Annotated in this window: 16 protein-coding genes; 11 read left to right on the top strand and 5 right to left on the bottom strand. The window is 71.9% G+C overall.

All coding sequences use genetic code 11. From position 1 onward, the window contains the following. Position 1: 1 nt before the first annotated feature. From AB0J64_RS22380 to AB0J64_RS22390, 3 genes are all read right to left on the bottom strand, one after another. Positions 2 to 1,312: an ATP-binding protein gene (locus AB0J64_RS22380; protein ID WP_364029638.1), complete on the bottom strand. Its 1,311-nt coding sequence runs from the start codon at positions 1,310 to 1,312 to the stop codon at positions 2 to 4. A gap of 64 nt (positions 1,313 to 1,376) precedes the next feature. After that, a complete protein-coding gene (locus AB0J64_RS22385; protein WP_364029641.1) occupies positions 1,377 to 3,020 on the bottom strand; it encodes an acyltransferase in 1,644 nt (547 codons plus the stop codon). A gap of 4 nt (positions 3,021 to 3,024) precedes the next feature. Next, a complete protein-coding gene (locus AB0J64_RS22390; RefSeq protein ID WP_364029644.1) occupies positions 3,025 to 5,949 on the bottom strand; it encodes a glycoside hydrolase family 2 TIM barrel-domain containing protein in 2,925 nt (974 codons plus the stop codon). Positions 5,950 to 6,110: 161 nt separating this feature from the next. On the opposite strand from AB0J64_RS22390, the gene AB0J64_RS22395 reads away from it, so the two are divergent. From AB0J64_RS22395 to AB0J64_RS22420, 6 genes are all read left to right on the top strand, one after another. Beyond that, complete coding sequence (locus tag AB0J64_RS22395) at positions 6,111 to 7,610, top strand: alpha-L-fucosidase (protein ID WP_364029647.1); 1,500 nt, start codon at positions 6,111 to 6,113, stop codon at positions 7,608 to 7,610. A 15-nt stretch (positions 7,611 to 7,625) separates the two neighbouring features. Next, complete coding sequence (locus tag AB0J64_RS22400; protein WP_364029650.1) at positions 7,626 to 10,118, top strand: family 78 glycoside hydrolase catalytic domain; 2,493 nt, start codon at positions 7,626 to 7,628, stop codon at positions 10,116 to 10,118. Continuing rightward, positions 10,094 to 11,101 (top strand): hypothetical protein, encoded by a 1,008-nt coding sequence (locus AB0J64_RS22405; RefSeq protein WP_364029652.1) that lies wholly within the window; start codon positions 10,094 to 10,096, stop codon positions 11,099 to 11,101. Before AB0J64_RS22400 ends, AB0J64_RS22405 begins: the two co-directional genes overlap by 25 nt. A gap of 9 nt (positions 11,102 to 11,110) precedes the next feature. Continuing rightward, entirely contained in the window at positions 11,111 to 12,502 is a 1,392-nt protein-coding gene (locus AB0J64_RS22410) for a glycoside hydrolase family 28 protein (RefSeq protein WP_364029655.1), read from the top strand. Between the two features lie 79 nt (positions 12,503 to 12,581). After that, on the top strand, positions 12,582 to 13,190 hold the full coding sequence (locus AB0J64_RS22415) for a hypothetical protein (RefSeq protein ID WP_364029658.1): 609 nt from the start codon (positions 12,582 to 12,584) through the stop codon (positions 13,188 to 13,190). A gap of 81 nt (positions 13,191 to 13,271) precedes the next feature. Further along, positions 13,272 to 13,814, top strand: coding sequence for a hypothetical protein (locus tag AB0J64_RS22420; RefSeq protein ID WP_364029661.1), 543 nt, complete (start codon positions 13,272 to 13,274; stop codon positions 13,812 to 13,814). 20 nt (positions 13,815 to 13,834) lie between these two features. Here AB0J64_RS22420 and AB0J64_RS22425 read toward each other — a convergent pair whose 3' ends face one another. Then, positions 13,835 to 14,137 carry a hypothetical protein gene (locus AB0J64_RS22425; protein WP_364029664.1) on the bottom strand — a complete coding sequence of 101 codons (303 nt, stop codon included), beginning with the start codon at positions 14,135 to 14,137 and terminating at the stop codon, positions 13,835 to 13,837. A gap of 146 nt (positions 14,138 to 14,283) precedes the next feature. Here AB0J64_RS22425 and AB0J64_RS22430 point away from each other — a divergent pair, with 146 nt between their 5' ends. Further along, entirely contained in the window at positions 14,284 to 14,883 is a 600-nt protein-coding gene (locus AB0J64_RS22430) for a hypothetical protein (RefSeq protein WP_364029667.1), read from the top strand. A 4-nt stretch (positions 14,884 to 14,887) separates the two neighbouring features. Here AB0J64_RS22430 and AB0J64_RS22435 read toward each other — a convergent pair whose 3' ends face one another. Next, positions 14,888 to 15,769, bottom strand: a complete 882-nt coding sequence (locus AB0J64_RS22435) for a MurR/RpiR family transcriptional regulator (protein ID WP_364029670.1) — start codon at positions 15,767 to 15,769, stop codon at positions 14,888 to 14,890. A 147-nt stretch (positions 15,770 to 15,916) separates the two neighbouring features. Here AB0J64_RS22435 and AB0J64_RS22440 point away from each other — a divergent pair, with 147 nt between their 5' ends. Genes AB0J64_RS22440 through AB0J64_RS22455 form a run of 4 tightly spaced genes read left to right on the top strand, consistent with a single transcriptional unit; the run spans position 15,917 to position 19,717 of the window. Next, on the top strand, positions 15,917 to 17,290 hold the full coding sequence (locus AB0J64_RS22440; protein WP_364029673.1) for an MFS transporter: 1,374 nt from the start codon (positions 15,917 to 15,919) through the stop codon (positions 17,288 to 17,290). Next, the gene (locus AB0J64_RS22445; protein ID WP_364029676.1) at positions 17,287 to 17,715 is read left to right on the top strand and encodes a GAF domain-containing protein; all 429 of its coding nucleotides are present in this window, start codon (positions 17,287 to 17,289) and stop codon (positions 17,713 to 17,715) included. Before AB0J64_RS22440 ends, AB0J64_RS22445 begins: the two co-directional genes overlap by 4 nt. Further along, positions 17,712 to 18,923: an amidohydrolase family protein gene (locus AB0J64_RS22450; protein WP_364029679.1), complete on the top strand. Its 1,212-nt coding sequence runs from the start codon at positions 17,712 to 17,714 to the stop codon at positions 18,921 to 18,923. The genes AB0J64_RS22445 and AB0J64_RS22450 overlap by 4 nt, the downstream gene beginning before the upstream one ends. After that, positions 18,920 to 19,717: an alpha/beta fold hydrolase gene (locus AB0J64_RS22455; RefSeq protein WP_364029682.1), complete on the top strand. Its 798-nt coding sequence runs from the start codon at positions 18,920 to 18,922 to the stop codon at positions 19,715 to 19,717. Before AB0J64_RS22450 ends, AB0J64_RS22455 begins: the two co-directional genes overlap by 4 nt. The last annotated feature ends 17 nt before the right edge of the window (positions 19,718 to 19,734 follow it).

Raw genomic sequence — 19,734 nt, forward strand, 5'->3', positions numbered from 1 at the left:
GTCAGCCTCCCGATGGGCCCCTGCCGTAGAGGGCGGGGAGGTCGACGAGGAGGAGATCGGAGCGGCGGGCGGCGAACTGGAGCAGGTCGGGGTGGAAGCCGTGCAGGGAGTAGAGCGCGAGGGTGGTGTCGGCGGTGTGGTAGCCCTGATCGGCGAGGAGGCCGCGGATGTGTTCCAGCCGGTGGAGGTCGCCGGTGCCGCGGCGGGCGGCGGTAGCTTTGGCCTCGCCGATCAGGGCAATGCGGGCGCGGGGGGCCTGAGGGCGTTCGCCCAGGGCGAGGGCGATCACGTCAACCTCGTGTTTGGTGCGGGCCGCCGGGTCGGCGACCTCGGTGGTGCCGATCGGGCCGGGCAGGCCGGAGGGGAGAACAGCATGGGCGTGCTGGCGGGTCCAGGCGCGAGCGAGGTCTTCGAAGTGCGGGCCGAGGATCTTGGAGTTGAAGGTGGGAGCGGCGGCCTGCCATGCCTGTTCGGCGAAGCCCTGCTCGACTGCGGCCACTTGGGGGAGCGTGATGAGCTGGTTGAAGCGGATGACCGGGTCGGTGAGGGTGATGACAGGGTGGCGGGGACGGAGGATGTCCTGCTCACGCTGGACGTAGCCGGTGGACTCCAGGACGTCCAGAGGGTGGGTGACGGCGTTGCGCTGTCTGCCGAGTGCGGAGCCGACTTTGGAGGGAGTGGAGGCTCCCTGCGCGATGGCGGTGAGGATGTCGTAGTAGAGGGTGTGCTGGGTAATCCGGGGGTCCTCACGGAGGAGGCATTCGGTCTCGGTGCATGAGTAGACCGCGCGTCCCGGGTCGAGGAGAGTGTGAGTGAGCCAGCGGTCGAAGTCCTCGCCGGGCGAGGGGCGGGAGGCGATGGGCTGGTAGCCAGGAGCCCCGCCGAGCACGGCGTGCACGCGTAGCGCGGTGAAGGGGTCCTCGATATCCCAGAACCTGCGGCTGGTGCGGTAGTCGAAGGCACTCAGCCGCAGGTCGATCACGGCCCGGCCGCGCAGCGGTTTGGTGCCGGAGAGAAGCTCATGCATGACGCTCATGGCTGATCCGCACAGGATGAGCCGGGCGCCTATGCCCCGGCCGCCACGCTGGTGCTCATCGTAGAGTTGCTGGATGAGGCCGGGCACTTCGGGGGAGTGCTGCAGCAGGTACGGCAGTTCGTCGATGACCACCAGCGGGATGGCGGCCTGCCGGGCAGCGACGTCCAGCGCATTGGTGAGGACCTCGCGCCAGTCCGTCAGCCGCAGGGTCCCGGGCCGCAGACCGGCGTGGGCAGCGATGGCCTCGGTGAAGCGCCGGAGCGCGGTCGACTGCAACAGAATCTGTCTAAGTCTACTTCGACATTTTCTGCCCTGGTCGATGTGTCCATACAGCGTCGAATCAGCCGAAGACCGCTTGGACGGCCGGCTCGGGGCGGTGGATGCCCCGCGGTCGGTAGCCGAGGGCGTCCGAGACGCCGAGGTAGTCGGCCAGCAGCCAGACGATGGCCAGCCACATCTCCGTGCCCTGCAGCCCCGGCGTGCGAGTCGTGCCGCTCCCCCGGCTCAGGGCGAAGCTGAAGCCCGCGCCGTCGTGCCAGCCGCCCACCGCCCGTACGAGGTGCTGCCGCGCCCACGCCTCCCCCTCCTCGCGCCGGTGCCGGGTCTGCCTGCCCAGCGTCCACAGCGGGTGGATGACGTCGAGCACGTTGCAGGCGTTGCCGGTGTCCGGGCCGAAGTAGCGCGGGTCGGCGGCCTGGGCGAGCACGGTGTCGACGGCCCGCTCGGGGTACGGCAACGGCAGGCCGAACTGCGCGAACGTCCCCCGCGTCAGCCGGTAGTAGCCGTTGACCACCTGCAGCCAGCCCGCGTCGGGATCCGGCTCGCCCCACATCCCGTGGGCCTGGCTGCAGCGGGTCAGCAGCCACCCGTACAGGGTCTCGAGCTCGCCCCGTACGCCGAAGTCGGCGAGGTTGCGGTGCAGGCCCGTTCCGAACGTGTCCACCCACGAGCCCGCCGTCCAGGCGTTGCGGCTCCAGTCGAGGGAGTCGAGGGTGGCGATCAGGTCCTGCGAGCCGAGGTTCGCGACGGCGTGGACCGGGTGGTGGAAGCGGGTGCCGAGCAGGTCGAGGGCGTAGCCGACGCAGAGCACGTGGTAGGCGGCGGCTCCGTCAAGCTCCAGCGAGCCCTTCGATGAGTCGCTGGCGCCGATCTCCGGGATCAGGCCTGTGGCCGGGTCCTGGCGGTCGCGCAGGAACGCGACGATCTCCTCCCGTGCCGGAGTCGGAGGCGGCCCGTCGAGGAGCAGGTCGGCGATCTCGACCGCGTCGCACCAGGCGCGGACGGTCGGCGGGGCGTCCGGGCGGTCCACGTACCGCTCCCCCGTCCAGCAGCGACCGAGCACCGCCTCCGCCTGGTCCCTGGCGCGGGTGGCGAAGTCGGCGAGCAGCCGTTCCAGGTCCTGACCGGCGCTCGGCGCGGAGCGCGGGGTGCGGCGGTCGCGGATGCGGCGGGCCGGGTTGCCCGCGACCATGGCCCAGGCGGGCACGTCCTTGGTGACGACCGCGCCCGCGCCGACGATGGCGTGGTCGCCGATCGTCACCCCGTCGAGCACGACCACGTTCGAGCCGATCCACACGTCGTCGCCGATCCGGATGCCCTTCGACGTGGTCGCCTGGCGGAAGACCGGTCGGTCCGGCGCGGTCCCGTGGTTGAAGCCGAGCAGGGACGTGTGCGCGCCCACCCGCACCGCGTTCCCCAGCACGACGTCACCCCGCACCACGGCGTACGGGTTGATCGTGCAGTCGTCGCCCATGACGATGTCGTGGGTGACGTACGCGTGGGCGGCGATGTAGCAGTGGTCGCCCATGCGCAGGCTGTCGGCGTACACGGCCGCCAGCGGTGAGACGAACACCTTGCCCGCCACATCGACGGCGGTCCTGGCCCGCAGCGCCTCCAAGTGGCGCTCCTGGGCGAGACGGTCCTCGTCGGTCGCGTGGTCCCAGAACAGCCACGGGCAGAAGTCGAACTTCGTCGGTTCCGTCATGCGATCAGAATCCTCTCAGCGCGGTCAACGTCATCGACCAGGAGTAGCGCCGGACCGGCAGCCGGTACCGCTCGGGCAGGGCGGGACCGCAGGAGGCGCTGCCGATGCCCTGCTGGCCGTGGTCCAGGTTCAGCCAGACGCGACCGGAGTCGCGCAGGTCGTAAGGGCGGCGGGCGGCCTGCAGCGCCTCGCTCGTCCACCGGCGCGCGGTGAAGTCCAGGTACGGCTCGCCGTCCACGCGCAGCGTCGGCAGCCCCGCACCCGACAGCTCCAGCCGGCGGGTCTCGACGTGGTTGCCGTTCTCCTGCGGCACGACGTACGGGGTCTGGAGCGCGTCGATCGGCAGCGCGAACCGGCCGACCCGCGCGGCCGCCCGGCTGTCGGCGTACGACTCGCCCGGCCCCCGGCCGAACCACTCGACGTCGGTGTAGCCGCCGGGCAGCGCGAACCTGGCGCCCATGCGCGGCGGGCTCACGTCGAGGTGGCCGTACGCGGTGTCGTCCCAGTCGCCGACGGGCTCGGCCTCGATCCGCAGGTGCAGTGCGCCGTCCTGCCATCGCCAGGTGTACGTGGTGAGGAAGCCGAGTGTCCGGGTGGCCGGGCCGCTGCGGCCGTGGACGACGAGCGTGCGATCGTCTGGCCGTTCGATGTCGCCGGTGCGGTGGAGGAAGCGGTCGAGCCCCACGGCCGCCCAGTCGGCGGCCAGCGCGTTCCTCGGACCCTGGCCGCGGTCGTTCTCCGTCGGGGCGCGCCACACGTCGAGCACCGGTCCGTCCAGCGCGAGGTCGTGGAGCCGGGTCAGTCGCCCGCTTCTCGGCTCGAACACCGCCCCGCCCAGCCGCAGCTCCCCGTCGGACGCCTCGCTCACCGCGGGAAGCGGGCGGCGGCGGCGAGTGCCGGTGCCGAGGCAGGCCTGGCCGAAGGCGACCACGTGTCCGGCCGGCGCCCAGCGCGTGGCGGTCGCGAGCACCGCCTCGACCGTGATCCACGTCTCGCCCTCCGCCGCGACCGCCACCTCGGGCATCGGCACCCGCACCCTCTCACGCGGCCCGCACGACGGCACGGGCAGCGGCCCGCCCTGCCCCACCGGGGAGCCGTCCACCTCCACCCACCAGCGGAAGTCCAGGTGGCCGAGGTCGGTCAGGTCATGCTTGTTGGCGATGACCACCTCACCGGCCGCCGCGTCCACCGTGATCCCGACCGGTTCGATCGCCTTGCGCAGCTCCGCCAGGCCGGGCGACGGCGTGCGATCGGGGAACAGCAGCCCGTCCAGGCAGTACCGCCCCCCGTTCGGCTCGTAGTCGATGTCGCCGCCGTGCCGGTAGTACGGGCGGCCGAGCGGGTCGTGCCCGGTCAGCCCGTGGTCGATCCACTCCCACACGAACGCCCCGCAGAACCGCTCGTGCGCCTCCAGAATCGCCTGGTAGTCGCTCAGCGAGCCGGGCCCGTTCCCCATGGCGTGGGCGTACTCGCACAGCAGGAACGGCAGCCCGCGACGGCGTACGTCGTCGGGCGACCCCGTTGTCACCCCCTCGGGCGTGTCCTCCTTCCGCTCCCCGATGCGCTCCAGGTCGTCCAGCGACGGGTACATCAGGCTGTAGAAGTCGGAGTGGCGGTAGCTCGGGTCGCGCTCGTAGTGCAGCGGCCTGCTGGGGTCGTGCGCCCTGATCCACCGCTCGATCTCCTCGAACGCCGGCCCGCTCCCGCTCTCGTTGCCCAGGGACCAGATCACCACGCTGGGATGGTTCCTGTCGCGCCGCACCATGCGCCGGGCGCGGTCGAGGAGCGCGTCGCGCCACATCGGCTCGGCCGGCGGGTTGCCCTCCCAGCCCGCGTAGATGAACCCGTGGGTCTCGATGTCGCACTCGTCCACCACCCACAGGCCGTACTCGTCGCAGAGCCGCAGGAACTCCGGGTGCGGCGGGTAGTGGGCGGTGCGTACGGCGTTGACGTTGTGCTGCTTCATCAGCTCGATGTCGCGGATCATGGTGTCGCGGTCGAGGGCGCGCCCGCGCTCGGGGTGGTGCTCGTGCCGGTTGACGCCGCGGAACAGCACCGGCGCCCCGTTGACGAGCAGCCGCCCGCCGGCGATCTCGACGGTCCTGAAGCCGATCGGCAGGTCGATCGTCTCGCCGGCGGCCTTCAGGGTGCCGCGGTAGAGGCGCGGGTGCTCGGCGCTCCACGGCTCGACGTCCGGGACGGTGACCTCCTCTCCCGTGGCGAGGGCCAGCCCCAGTTCGGGGAGCTCGACCAGGCCGGGGGCGTCGGCGGTGACGCGGAGAGTGCCGGAGCGGCCGGAGGCGTCGTAGGAGGCGTGGACGGTGAAGTCGTCGATGCCGCCCGAGGGGCGGGCGAGCAGTTCCACGTCGCGGAAGATGCCCGGCAGCCACCACATGTCCTGGTCCTCGAGGTAGCTGCCGGACGACCAGCGCTGCACGCGTACGGCGAGCAGGTTGCCGCGCGGCCGGACCAGCCCGCTGACGTCGAACTCGAACGGCAGCCTGCTCCCCTTCGAGTGACCGAGCAACGAGCCGTTCAGCCACACGGTGCCGCAGGAGTCGACCCCCTGGAAGCGCAGCACGGTCCGGCCCCGGGGCCAGTCGGCGGGCAGGTCGAAGCCGAGGCGGTAGTCGCCCGTGGGATTGTGCTCGGGGAGCCGCGGCGGATCGATGGGGAACGGGTAGGCGGTGTTGGTGTAGAGCGGGCGGTCGTACCCCTCCAGCACCCAGTGCGACGGCACCCGGATCGTGTCCCAGCCGGTGTCGTCGAGTGCCGGGTCGGGCAGCGACGGGCCGGTGCCGTCGGCCGTGTCCGAGAGGCGGAAGCGCCACCGGCCGTTGAGCGACAGGCGCGGCGCGTCGGAGAGGAAGTCCGCACGCGCCGCACGCCGCCCGGAGCCCGGCGCCGGGTCCTCGTGGAAATCGACCATACCGAACGTGCCTCCGAGACAAAACGTTTTAACGGTATACGCCGGAATCAGCGCTGACCACCCCACGGAGCCCACAAGGCTGCGGAGTCGCTGATGCATTGACAACAGAGGATGAATAAATATACCATAGGTAAATCGTTTCAATAAGGTAGGTGCGCCCATTGAGCGAATTTCTGCCGGACTGGGAGTCTTTACGCCGTCACCGCATCCCCGACTGGTTCGGAGCGGCCAAGTTCGGCATCTGGTCGCACTGGGGGCCGCAGTCCGTGGCGAGCTCCGGCGACTGGTACGCCCGCCACCTCTACGGCATGCAGCCCTGCTCCGAGCCCTGGGAACGGCGAAGGGCCGACCGCCAGCACGCCCACCACCGCGAACACTTCGGTCCGGGAGAAGGCGCGAAGGACCTCTTCCGTCGCTGGCACGCCGAGCGCTTCGACCCCGAAGAGCTGATCGACCTGTACGTCTCCAGCGGCGCCCGCTACTTCGTCGCCCTGGCCACCCACTGCGACAACTTCGACCTCTGGGACTCCAAGCAGCACGCCTGGAACGCCACCCGCGTCGGCCCCCGGCGCGACATCGTCGGCGCGTGGGAGCGGGCGGCCCGCGCGGCGGGACTGCCGTTCGGACTGAGCTTCCACCACAACTGGACCTGGCGCTGGCTCGACGTCGCGCACGGCACCGACCCCGCCACCGGCGAGCCGCACGACGGCGCGCTGAGCAAGCGGGACGGCCAGGGCACCTGGTGGGAGGGAATGGACCCGGCCGAGCTCTACCCGGCAAGGCACGCCCCGGGAGCCAAGCCCCCGCCACCCGTGGCGGACCGGTTCTACGCCCGCGTCCGCGAGGCGCTCGACCGCTACCGCCCCGACCTGGTCTACCTCGACGACGGCCGCCTGCCGTTCGACGCGGGCAGTGTGGTCGAGTCGGAGCCGGTCAGCACGCGAGGCCTCGAGCTGCTGGCCCACTACTACAGCACCTGCCCGACCGGCGGGCTCGTGACCGTCAAGGACGTCCCCGACGCCGACCGCACGGCCGTCGTCCTCGACTGCGAACGCCGCCAGCTCGACGACGCCCAGCCCCATCCCTGGCAGTTCGACACCAGCGACGGCGAGTGGTTCGACTGCTCCGACGACGACCCGATGTTCCACCCCCGCAAGACCGCGCAGCAGGTCCTCCACACGCTGATCGACGTGGTCAGCAAGAACGGCTGCCTGCTGCTCAACGTCCCCCAGCGCGCCGACGGCACCGTGGACGCCCGGGCGCGCGCCCTGCTGGGCGAGGTGGGCGACTGGCTGAGGGTGTGCGGCGAAGGGGTGTACGGCACGACGCCCTGGCTGCGCCCCGCCGAGGGCGTGACGGGTATGGGCGAGACCAGGGGCTACGAGGGCTACAACGAGGCCGACCGCGCCTACCGGCCGGGCGACATCCGCTTCACCAGGCGCGGCGACACGGTGTACGCCACCCTGCTCGCCTGGCCGGAGAGCCGGACCGCCGCGATCACCAGCCTGGGCACCGGCGAGGGCCTGCTGAAAGGCCGCCCGGCCACGGTCGAGCTCCTCGGCCACGGCCCGCTCACCTGGCGGCTGGCCGAGGAGGCGCTCTACGCCGACCTGCCCCCGGAACCGCCCACGAAGGCCGCGTACATGATCAAGATCACCTGACTTGGAGCCCACGCCATGGTGACGAACCTGCGAACGTGCGACCTGACCGACCCCCTCGGCATCGAGATCACCCGGCCGGCGCTCAGCTGGCAGCTGACCGGCACCACGGCGCAGACCGCTTACCACGTACAGGTCGAGCCGGGCTTGTGGGACAGCGGCGAGGTCAGCGGTTCGGAGCAGCGGGTGGTGTACGGCGGGCGGCCGCTGACCAGCCGCACGGCCGCGCGCTGGCGCGTGCGGATCCGCGACGCGAACGGCGAATGGTCCGATTGGAGCCCGGCCGCCCGCTTCGAGCTGGGGCTGCTGAGCCCGGACGACTGGACGGCCTCGTGGATCACCCACCCCGACTGGTACGACGAGGGCAACCCCCGCGCGGGAGAGGGCAGGCCGCTCCCCCTGCTCCAGGGCGGGTTCACCTTGGGAAAGCCGGTGGCCCGCGCCCGCCTCCACGTCGCCGGGCTCGGCGTCTACGTCGCGTCGGTCAACGGCGCGCCGGTGACCGACGCCGTGCTGGAGCCGCCGTACACCGACTTCACCAGGCGGGTCGTGTACGCCACGCACGACGTGACGGAGCTGCTGCGGGAGGGCGCGAACACGGTCGGCGTCGAGCTCGGCCCCGGGATCGCGCACGTGTTCCCGCACCAGGACCGGTACATGAAGTTCTTCGGCTCCATGCGCGCCCCGATGGCGATCGCCCAGCTCGAGGTGGACTACGCCGACGGCGCGCACGACCGGTTCGGCACGGACGCCGGCTGGCGGGCGGCCGAGGGCCCGACCGTGCGCTCGCACTGGTACGGCGGCGAGGACCACGATGCCCGCCGCACCGCCACGGAGTGGCGCACCGTGACCGTGGTACCCGCCGCGAAAGACGTTCTGCGCTCGCGGGCCTGCCCGCCGATCAGGGTCACCGAGCGGCTGCCCGCGACCGCCAAGCTCGTCGCCACCGACGGCACGCCGGTCTTCGACGTCGGCACGGTGGTCGCGGGCTGGGCCGAGCTGAGCCTGGACCTCCCCGCCGGGCACTACCTGCGGCTCGTCCCCGGCGACCAGCTCGACGCGTACGGCCGCGTGGTGCAGTCGAAGCCCACGACCGGCGCGCCGATCTTCAACACGTACGTGACGAAGGACGGGCCGCAGACCTGGCACCCGCGTTTCCGCTACGACGGCTTCCGCTACGTCGAGGTCCAGGGCCTGCCCGCACACGTCGGCGAGGAGGCCGTGACGGCGCTCGTGCTGCGCGCCGACAACACCCCCACAGGAGGCTTCGAGACCTCGAACCCCCTCGTCAACGACATCCACAAGATCATCGACAGGGCGGTGCGGGGCAACATGTACAGCGTGCTCACCGACTGCCCGCACCGGGAGAAGCTGGGCTGGCTGGAGCAGACCCACCTGCTCTTCGACGTCGTGGCCCACAACTACGACGTCGCCGCCTACTACCGCGAGCTGCTGGTCACCATCGCGGAGGCGCAGACCGGCGAGGGGCTGGTGCCCGACATCGCGCCGGAGTTCCTGGTGTTCGACCCGCCGTTCAGGGACGATCCCAACTGGGGCGGCGCGATCGTCCGCATCCCCTGGCAGCTCTACCGCTGGTACGGCGACCCGTCGGCGATGGAGACGCACTACGACGCGATGCGCCGCTACGTCGACTACCTCACGGGCAAGGCGAAGGACGGCGTCCTGGACCACGGCCTGGGCGACTGGATCGGCATCGACTCCTCGACCCCGGTGCCGCTGGTCTCGACCTGGGGCTACTGGCGGGCGGCGCGCACGATGGCGCGTGTGGCCGGCGTGCTGGGGCGCGACGACGACGCCAAGCGCTACCGCGCCCTGACCGAGCAGATCACCGCCGCCTTCGCCGGCACCCTGCCCGGCAGCCCGAGCCAGGCGTCGGAGCTCCTCGCGCTCGACATGGGCGTCCTCACCGACGAGCGCGTGCTCGACCGGATCTCCGAGGAGGTGGCGGGCGGCGGCATCACGGTCGGGGAGATCGCGCTGCCCGCGCTGTTCCGGGTGCTCGGCCGCGCGGGACGGCACGACGCGCTGTGGAAGTTCGCCACCTCGACGGACCACCCCAGCTACGGCTACCAGGTGCGGCACGGCGCCACCGCGCTCACGGAGGCGTGGGACGGGCCGACGCGAGGGCTGTCGCAGAACCACTACATGCTGGGCGCGATCGACGCCTGGTTCTACCGCGGCCTCGGCGGCATCGGCCAGGCGCCCGGGTCGAACGGCTTCCGCAGGCTGCTGATCGAGCCCGCCGCGCCCGGTGACCTGGAGTCGGTGCGGGCGCGCACCGGGACGCCGTACGGGACGGTCGAGGTCTCGTGGACTCGTGGTGACGGGGAGTTCGCGCTCGACGTGGAGGTCCCGGCGGGCTCGTCGGCCGAGGTGCGCCTGCCGGACCTGGGCCTCGCGCGGCACGCCGTGCCGGACGGAACGGTTCCGCTGGGGGGACGTGCCTATGAGGTGCCCGCCGGGCGGTGGACGTTCGGGATGGGCCGATGATCGACGCCGCGCGCGTCAGGACGCCGCACAAGGCCGGGCGGCTGCTGGTCGGGCCGTCGCGGGAGCCGGGCAGGTTCGACAGCCTCTTCGTGGACTGTCCCTTCGTCTGCTCCGACGGCGGCGAGTATCTCATGACGTACGTCGGCTTCGACGGGACCGGCTACCAGAGCGCGCTGAGCCGCTCGGCCGACCTGGTGTCGTGGACCCCGGGCGAGGTGATCCTGCCGCGCGACCCCGGCCACCCGTACCGGAGTTACAACGCGGCGCTCACCTCGATCGTCCGCGACAACCGGCTCGGCTCCCCCGGCCAGGTGACCTGGCTGGACGGACGGGCGGTCGGCACGTACCACGCCTATCCCGAGCCCGGCATGGAGAGGGGCGCGGCGGTCATCGGGTTCTGCGTCAGCGACGACCTGCGTACCTGGGAGGACACCGGGTCGGTGCTGCGCCCGCAGGACGGCGGCGCGTGGGAGCGCGGCGGACTCTACAAGTCGTGGCTGCTCCGCCACGACGGCCTCTACTACTGCTTCTACAACGCCAAGAACCGCACCTACGACGGCTGGCGCGAGCAGATCGGCTACGCGGTCTCGCCCGATCTCGAGCGCTGGGAGCGCCCGTACCCCGGACCGGTCGTGCCGCACGGCGGCGAGGGCGACTTCGACGAGCGGTTCGCCTCCGACCCGTGCGTGCTGCGGGACGGCGACTGGTGGGTGATGTTCTACTTCGGGCTCTCCTTCGACGGGCACGCCCGCGAGAGCTACGCGGTCTCCCGCGACCTGCGGACCTGGCACAAGAGCGGCGAGATCCTCATCGACGTGGGTCCGCCCGGCTCGGCCGACGACACCTACGCGCACAAGCCCGCGCTCGTCTCCCGCGACGGCCGCCTCCACCACTTCTACACGGCGGTACGCCGCGTCGAGCCGTACCAGGTCGGCGAGCACACCCTGGTCGAGCGGCGCGGCATCTCCATGGCCCACGGATAGGAGAACACGATGGATCGCAGGAGGTTCCTGGCCGCGGCCGCCGGGGCCGCGCTGGCGCCCCAACTGGCCGGCCGGGCGGAGGCGGCCACCAGCCATGAGGCCGACGCGTGGGCCAAGGTGCCGCAGATCAGGCGGCGCATCCGGCCGCCCCGCTTCCCCCGCCGCACCTTCGCCGTCACCGACCACGGGGCGGTCGGCGACGGCGCCTCGATGTGCACCGACGCGTTCAAGCAGGCGATCGCGGCCTGCGCCGCGGCGGGCGGCGGGCGGGTGCTCGTGCCCGCGGGGACGTACCTCACCGGTGCGATCCACCTGGCCGACAACATCGAGCTGCACCTGGAGGCGGGCGCGACGATCAGGTTCAGCCGGGACCCGGCCGACTACCTGCCGGTCGTGTACACCCGCTACGAGGGTGTCGAGCTGATGAACTACTCCCCGTTCGTCTACGCCTACGACCGGACGAACGTCGCCATCACCGGCAGCGGCACGATCGACGGCCAGGCCGACGCCACGCACTGGTGGGACTGGTCAGGCGACCCGCCGCCGGCCGAGAAGCCCGACAAGACCCTGCTCGCGACCATGGCCGAGCAGGGCGTGCCGGTGGCGGAGCGGGTGTTCGGCGAGGGCCACTATCTGCGCCCGAACCTCATCCAGCTCTACCGGTGCCGCAACGTCCTCATCGAGGGCGTGACGGTCAAGGACTCCCCCATGTGGAACATCCACCCGGTCCTGTGCACCAACGTGACCATCCGCGAGGTCACCGTGGACAGCCCGAACGGCCCCAACAACGACGGCTGCGACCCCGAGTCGTGCGTGGACGTGCTCATCGAGCGGTGCGAGTTCAACACCGGGGACGACTGTGTGGCGATCAAGGCGGGCAAGAACGCCGACGGCCGCCGGGTGAACGCCCCCACCATGAACGTCCTCGTCGACTCCTGCGTGATGCGCGACGGCAACGGCGGCGTGACCGTCGGCAGCGAGACCACCGGCGGCGTGCGCTGGGTCTTCGCCTGGAACTGCACGATGAGCAGCCCCAACCTGGAGCGCGCGATCCGCGTCAAGACCAACCCCGATCGCGGCGGCTACGTCAGGGACGTCTACTTCAGGGACATCACGGTGACGCAGGCGGCCGACGCGGTGATCGAGGTGGCCCTGAACTACGAGAACAAGGACACCGGCCCCTACTACCCCTACGTGGGCGGCATCGACGTCCGCCGCCTGCGGGCCGGGACCGCACCCCGGGCGTTCTCCCTGATCGGCAACCCGGCCAACCCCATCAGGGGCGTACGGGTGACGGACAGCGTCTTCGAGCAGATGGCCGAGGACGACGTCATACGCGACGTGACGGACCTGGTCCTGCGGAACGTGTGGATCAACGGCCGCCGCGCGACCGCCTCCTGACCTGACCGGGGCGGCTCAGGGGAAAGTCAGGGGCGATCACCGATGAGTGCCTCCCTCTCGAGACGGCATCGTGGTCACCATGAACCGCCTCACCCAGATCTCCTTCACCGCCGCGCCCGCCGCGCTGCTCGGCGGCTGGCTCCTCATGCGCCCCACGGGCTCCGACATCGCGGGCGGCCTCTGGTGGACGGCCGCGCACGTGGCGTGCCTGGCCGGGTTCCTCATGTTCGGCGTCATGACGCTGGGGCTGCGCGGCATGGCCGGTCCGGTGGCGGGCGGGCGCCGGGTGGCGCTGGAGGCGGCGACGGGCGTCGCGCTGCTGGGCCTGGCCGCCGCCGTCGTGCGGCTGGTGACGGTCCTGTACGCGGGGTTCGGCGGCGAGCCGGGGGCCGGGTTCGAGGCGATCGTGTACGGGATCGAGGCGCAGGTGTTCTTCGGCGCCCTGGTCGCGCTGGCAGTGATCCTGGCCGCGCTGGGGCGGGTCACGGTCGTGAGCGCGGGCGTGACGACCCTCGGCATGGTGGTGCTGGCCGTCGGGATGTACCAGACGGGCAGGGAGTCGGCCCTGGCCGCCGTGGGCATGGCGTTCATCTGGCTGGGCACGCTGCTGCTGGGCCGGGGGACGTCCGGGCAGGTCCCGCGGGTGGGGCCGGGCATCGGCTCCCCCGAGGTCAGCGCCGGCCGCTGACAGCGCGGTCGGCGCGGGCCTGAGGTGGGTACGTTGACCACGACCTCTCCGGACCCTGAAACGCAAAGGAAGTGGTTCCCCGTGCTCTACCTCTTCGGTTTCGAGCGCATCGGCGTGGCTGTGAGCGACATCTACTTCGTCGACCCCAACCCGACCGCGGGCCAGGAGGGCGCCGAGCGGGGCGTGCGCCTGGAGCTGCGTAGGCTCGAGCCGGGCGAGCTGCAGGGATCGATCTACTCGGCGCGGCCCATCACCGTCGACCGGCCCCTCTGGCGGGTGGACCTGCTGGAGTCGGTCACCGGCACCCCGGGGAGCTTCGACCGCACCCACCATCACCCCGCGCTGCGGGGGTGGGAGCCGGGCCGGCGGGTGTTCGACGAGCAGCTCTCCGGCGAGCCGCTGAAGTGGCTGGCGGAGCGGCTGGCCGACCTCGAAGGCGTGCTCGACCAGGCCGGGGTGGGCCGCGACGAGATCAGCCCGGCCGACGTGGCGGGCCTGCGCGAGCGCGCCCCTGAGATCGTCGACACCGTCAGCCGCCTGCTCGACGGCGTCCGCTCCGGCGCCCTCGCCACCCCGCCGAGCGACGCGCCGGGCAGCGACAGCGTCCGGGCCAGCTGGCTCTAGCCCCGCCCCGCACCGGCCTTTCAGCCACCCATCCCGTACGAGCCGACCAGCGTCGCCTCCACCCGTACCGGACCGCCGGCCAGCCGTTCGCCGAGCTCGCGCTGGAACTCGGCGAACGCGCCCGACTTCGCCAGCGGCGAATCGTCGCCCTCGGTGATCGCGACGTGGACGAAGCTCACCCCGTCGGCCAGCCGGAACGACATGTAGCGCAGCCCGCCGGGGTCCTCGGCGTTCAGCTCGGCGAAGACCTGCTCGATCAGCCGCTGGTTGGCCTCGGCCGCCTCGGGCCGCGTCTCGTACCTGATCATCACCATCGTGCTCATCGGTCCTCCTGGCCCAGTGCTCCGGTGTCACTCCTCTCCTATAAATCCGCGTGCCCGCCGGAACTCATCGGTCCGAGTAACGCGAAGGCGGCAGGGGTGGATGTTCTCGGTGATTGGCGCGGACTTCCAGACGGGCGGTTTGGAACGTGACAGCTCCTCCTGCTGAGCCGAAGAAGGACCACCGGGTCCAGATCATCGTCGCGATCATCGGCGCCTGCGCCGCGGTCGTCACCGCGCTGATCCCGGTCGTGCTCATGGCGAACAAATCCGACGACAAGCCCACCCCCAGCCCGGCGCCCGGAACCACCACGATGGCCGTCCCTTCGCCGTCCGGCAGGTCCAGGACGGCCGAGCCGGTCGTCGGGAGTTCGCCGGACGAATCGGTCTCCGTGCCGGAGGACTACCAGGGCACCTGGAGCGGCCGGATCGACTGGATGGTCCCCGGCTGGGGCTCGTACAACACCACGCTGACCATCACGCCGGGCTCGCTGACGGCGATGGTGGGCCAGTTCACCACGAACGGCGGCCAGTGCAGGGGGCTGCTCTACCTGGAGTCCGGTGGCGGCCCGGTGGTGCTGCGGCTGTCGACGACGTACAACGTGGGCTCCTGTTCGGTGCTGGCGGACGTGAAGCTGACGCTGAGCGGGGACGATGAGCTGGACTACGAGCTCGTCGGCGCGCAGTTCGCCAACATGATCGTCAATCAGCCCTCGCCCCCGGCCCGTGGGGCGCTGCGGCGCGAATGACCGCTCACGCCTGGGGAGCGGCCGGGCGGCGGTGCAGGAGGCCGAAGCGCGTCCACATGGACTCCGCCGCCTCGATCGAGGCCCCCGTGCGGGCCGGGTCCACGGCGGCGAGCTGGGTGACCAGGGCCTGGGCGACCGCCATGCCGGCCGTCAGCGACGGGAAGAACGCCTCACCCTCCGCCGGCACGATCACCACCTCCTCCGCCGCGTCGGCCAGCGCGGGGCTGGCCGCGTCCGTCAGGGCGAACACCCGCGCCCCGCGCGAACGGGCCAGGTTGGCGGCCAGGACCGTGCTCTCGTACAGCCGCCAGAAGCTGATCGCCACCATCACGTCCCCCGCCCCGATGGCGGCCACCGTGTTGGCCAGCTCCGCGTCGCCGTTGGTCACGGCCGTGACGGGATAGCCCGCCAGGCGGGCGTTGTGCGCGAGGGCGAGCCCGACGGCCGCGTAGCTGCCGTCAGCGACGATCACCGTACGGCGGGCCGCGGCGACGGCCTCGGCGATCGCCACCAGCACCCCTTCGTCCAGGCGCCGGTTCAGCAGCGCCAGGCTGTCCAGGTCGCGGCGGAGCGAACGGGAGCTGGGCGAGCCGCTGCCCCGGTGCTCGGCGGCGACCTGGCCGGCGCTCAGCGAGGACAGGTAGCGGGCGCGCAGCTCCTGCTGGAGCGCCGGCCACCCCGCGAACCCGAGCGCCTGGGCGGTGCGCGTCACCGTCGCCACGTTCACCCCCGCGAGCTGCGCCAGCTCCCCGGCCGACCCGAACGAGGCCCGGCGCGGCTGCGAGAGCAGCACCTCGAGCACGGCGGCCGCCTTGCCGCGCAGGCCACGCGCGGGCACGCGGGCGCGCAGCCAGCCCTCGAAGCCGTCCCTGGCGTGCTCTGTCACGTGTCCCTCTCCCAGCGTCCCGGCGGAACATGCTACGCGGTCGTGCCGCCATCAACTTGCAAAGACCATTGCATTTCGGAGTTTTCGCACTATATGTTGCTGCGCAATTGACCTGAAGGGCCACGACCTGGGGAAAGGTGTTCTTCGATGACCTTGTTGGCCCGTCTGGACCGGCTCCCGCTGAGCCGTCCCCACTACCTACTCCTCCTCATCGGCGGCCTCGGCTACACCTTCGACGGCATGGACTCGGCCGTGGTCGCGTTCCTGCTCCCGAGCGCGAAGGACGCCTGGAGCCTGTCCGACGGCCAGCTCGGCTTCATCGGGTCCGCGACCCCGTTCGGCTTCCTCTTCGGCGCGACCGTCGCGGGCCTGCTGGGCGACCGCATCGGCCGCAAGAAGGTGATGATGTATGCGCTCGCCTTCTACGCCGTCTTCTCCGTGGTCGCCGCGTTCGCCCCGAACTACGAGGTGTTCCTGGCGGCCAGGGTGCTCGCCGGGGCGGGCGCGGGCGCGGAGAGCGCGATCATCGCGCCGTTCCTGTCGGAGTTCGTCCCGGCCAAGCGGCGCGGCTGGTTCATCGGCGCGCTGGCCGGGTTCTTCTCGTTCGGGTTCGTGGCGGCCGCGCTGATCGGGCGGTTCGTGGTGCCGACGATGGACGACGGCTGGCGGATCGCGCAGGTGGTCACCGCGCTGCCGATCGTGATGCTGCTGTGGTGGCGCCGCTCGCTGCCCGAGTCGCCGCGCTACCTGCTGCAGAACGGCCGCGTGGACGAGGCCGAGTCGGTGGTCGCCGACCTCGAACGCCGCGTCGAGCGGGCCACGGGCCGGCCGCTCCCGCCGGTGCCCGAGTCCGCGGTCGCGCCCTCCACCGGCACGGCCAAGGTCAACCCGCTCAGCGCGCTCCGCTTCCTGTGGAGCCCGGTCATGGCCAGGCGCACGGCGGTCACGTGGCTGGTCTGGTTCGTGATCACGTTCTCGTACTACGGGTTCTTCTCGTGGATCCCCACCCTGCTCGTGCAGCGCGGCATCACGGTGACCAAGAGCTTCGAGTTCTCGATCATCATCTACCTGGCGCAGGTGCCCGGCTACTTCTCGGCCGCCTGGCTGTCGGAGCGGCTCGACCGCAAGAACATCATCGCGATCTACCTGGCCGGCTCGGCGGTCAGCGCGTTCTGGCTGTCGCAGATGGACACGCCCGTCACGATCACGCTCGCGGGCGCGGTGCTGTCGTTCTTCCTGAACGGCACGTACGCGGGCGTCTACTCCTACACCCCCGAGGTCTTCCCCACCTGGATCCGCGCCACCGGCACCGGCCTGTCGAGCGCGTTCGGGCGGGTCGGCAGCATCCTGGCTCCGACGATCATCGGGCTGTCGGCGGCGAAGCTCGGCTTCGGCGGCGTGTTCGGCCTGACGACGGCGGTGCTCGCGGCCGGGGTGGTGTGCGTGGTCGTGTTCGGCCTGGCCACGGCCGGGCGATCGCTGGAGGAACTGACGGAACCCGCCAAGGAGGTCACCCGATGACCGTACTGACCGAGCTCGAGGACCGGGTGCGGCAGGAGGTGGGAGTGCGGCTGTTCACCGTCCTGGCCTGGGTGCCGGAGCGGCGCGCGCTGCGACGGATCCACAGCAGCCATCCTGAGCAGTATCCGGTGGGCGGGGAGAAGACCGTGGAGGTCGCCCAGGGCTGGCTGGCGCGGTGCATCGAGGGGCGCGAGCCGTACTTCGGCAGGGACCGGGCCGCCGTGCGGGAGATCTTCGCCGACCACGAGCTGATCGAGAGCCTGGGCTGCGGGTCGATCATCAACATTCCGGTGGTTCATGAAGGGGAGGTGCTCGGCGTGCTGAACATCCTCGACGCCGAGGGAAGCTATGACGAGGAGTCGGTGGCGGCGGCCCGGACGCTGGCCCCGCTCGCCGTACCGGCGCTGCGTGGAGGTGACGCGTGAGCGGCCTGCTGCTGCGTGACGCCCTGGTGCTCGACGTGGCGAGCGGCGAGTACGCCGAAGGCGACCTGCGCTGCGAGGACGGCCGCGTCGTCGAGGCGGGGCCCCGGCTGAGCGCTCCGGAGGGCACGCGGGTGATCGACGTCGCGGGCGCCCACGTGGTGCCCGGCCTGATCGACGCGCACGTGCACGTCACCGCCTCCACCGCGAACCTCGGCTCGCTCGGCGCCATGTCCCCCTCGTACGTGACCGCCCACAGCGCCCGGATCATGAGCGACATGCTCGACCGCGGCTTCACCACGGTCCGCGACGCGTCCGGCGCCGACTTCGGGCTGGCCGACGCCCAGGCGGAGGGGCTGATCCGGGGCCCGCGGCTGCTGTTCTGCGGCAAGGGGCTGAGCCAGACGGGCGGCCACGCCGACTTCCGCGGCCGCGGCGAGCACCTGCACGACGACCACCCGTGCTGCGCGGGCGTCGGCCGCGTGGCCGACGGCGTCGACGCGGTACGCGCCGCGGCCCGCGACGAGCTGCGCAAGGGCGCGCACCACATCAAGGTCATGGCCTCCGGCGGCGTGGCCTCCCCGACCGACCGCATCGACTCGACCCAGTACTCCATGGACGAGCTGCGCGCGGTCGTCGAGGAGGCCGAGGCCGCCAACCGGTACGTCGCCGCCCACGCCTACACCGCCAGGGCCGCCAACCGGGCGCTCGAGGCGGGCGTACGCTCCATCGAGCACGGGAACCTGATCGACGACACGAGCGTCGAGCTGTTCCTGCGGCACGACGCGTTCCTGGTGCCGACGCTGGTGACGTACTGGGCGCTCAAGGAAGAGGGCATGGACTTCGGGCTGCCCGAGCGGAGCTGGCGCAAGGTGGACGAGGTGCTCGAGGCGGGCCTGGCCGCGCTGGAGCGCGCCGCCCGGGGCGGGGTGCGGCTGGCGTACGGGACGGACCTGCTGGGGGGCATGCACCGGCACCAGAACCACGAGTTCCGGCTGCGGCGCGAGGTGCAGCAGCCGATCGACGTGCTGCGGGCCGCCACCGTCGGGGCGGCGGAGCTGGTGGGGATGGCGGGCGAGCTCGGCACGCTGGCCGTGGGCGCGCACGCCGACCTGCTGGTGCTCGACGGCGACCCGCTGTCCGACATCGACGTCCTCGCCGACCCCACCCACATCCGCCACGTCATCCAAGGCGGCATAGTGGCAAGGTGACGACGCTGACGCGCACCGCTCTCGTGGTCGTCGCGGTGCTGGTCCTGCTGCTCGCCCTCCTGTGGGTGTTCCAGCGGCACCTCATCTACCTCCCCGACCGGGCCCCGGTGCCGCCCGCCGGGGAGGTGGTCCCGGGCGCGCGCGACGTCTCGTTCACCACCTCCGACGGCCTCCGGCTCGCCGGCTGGTACGTGCCCGGCACCCGCGACGTCACCGTCCTGATCGCCGGCGGCAACGCGGGCAACAGACGGGACCGCGCCCCGCTGGCCCGCGCCCTGTCGGAGCACGGGCTGGCGGTGCTCCTGATGGACTACCGCGGCTACGGCGGCAACCCGGGCACGCCGACGGAGGAGGGCCTCCACCGCGACGCCCTGGCCGCCCGCGAGCTCATCAGCGGCTCCCGCGTCATCTACTTCGGCGAGAGTCTGGGCGCGGGCGTGGTCACGAGGCTGGCGCTGGAGCGCCCGCCCGACGGCCTCGTGCTGCGCTCACCGTTCACCGACCTGGCCGCCGCCGGGCAGGCCAACTACCCGTTCCTGCCGGTCAGGCCGCTGCTGCGGGACCGCTTCCCGGTCGCGGAGAACGTCGCGCGGATCCGGGCACCGGTCGTGGTCGTGTACGGCACGCGCGACACCATCGTGCCCCCGCGGCTCAGCAGAGCGGTCGCCCAGGCGGCGGCCGGCCACGTCACGACCGTCGAGGTGGCCGGGGCGGGCCACAACGACCTGTCCATGCTGACCGGCCCCGACGTCGTGGCCGCCGTGGTCCGACTGGCCGAGCGGAACGGGTCATAATAAGCCGGCCGAGCCGT

The sequence above is a fragment of the Nonomuraea sp. NPDC049695 genome (genome assembly GCF_040674955.1).
Lineage (GTDB): Bacteria > Actinomycetota > Actinomycetes > Streptosporangiales > Streptosporangiaceae > Nonomuraea > Nonomuraea helvata.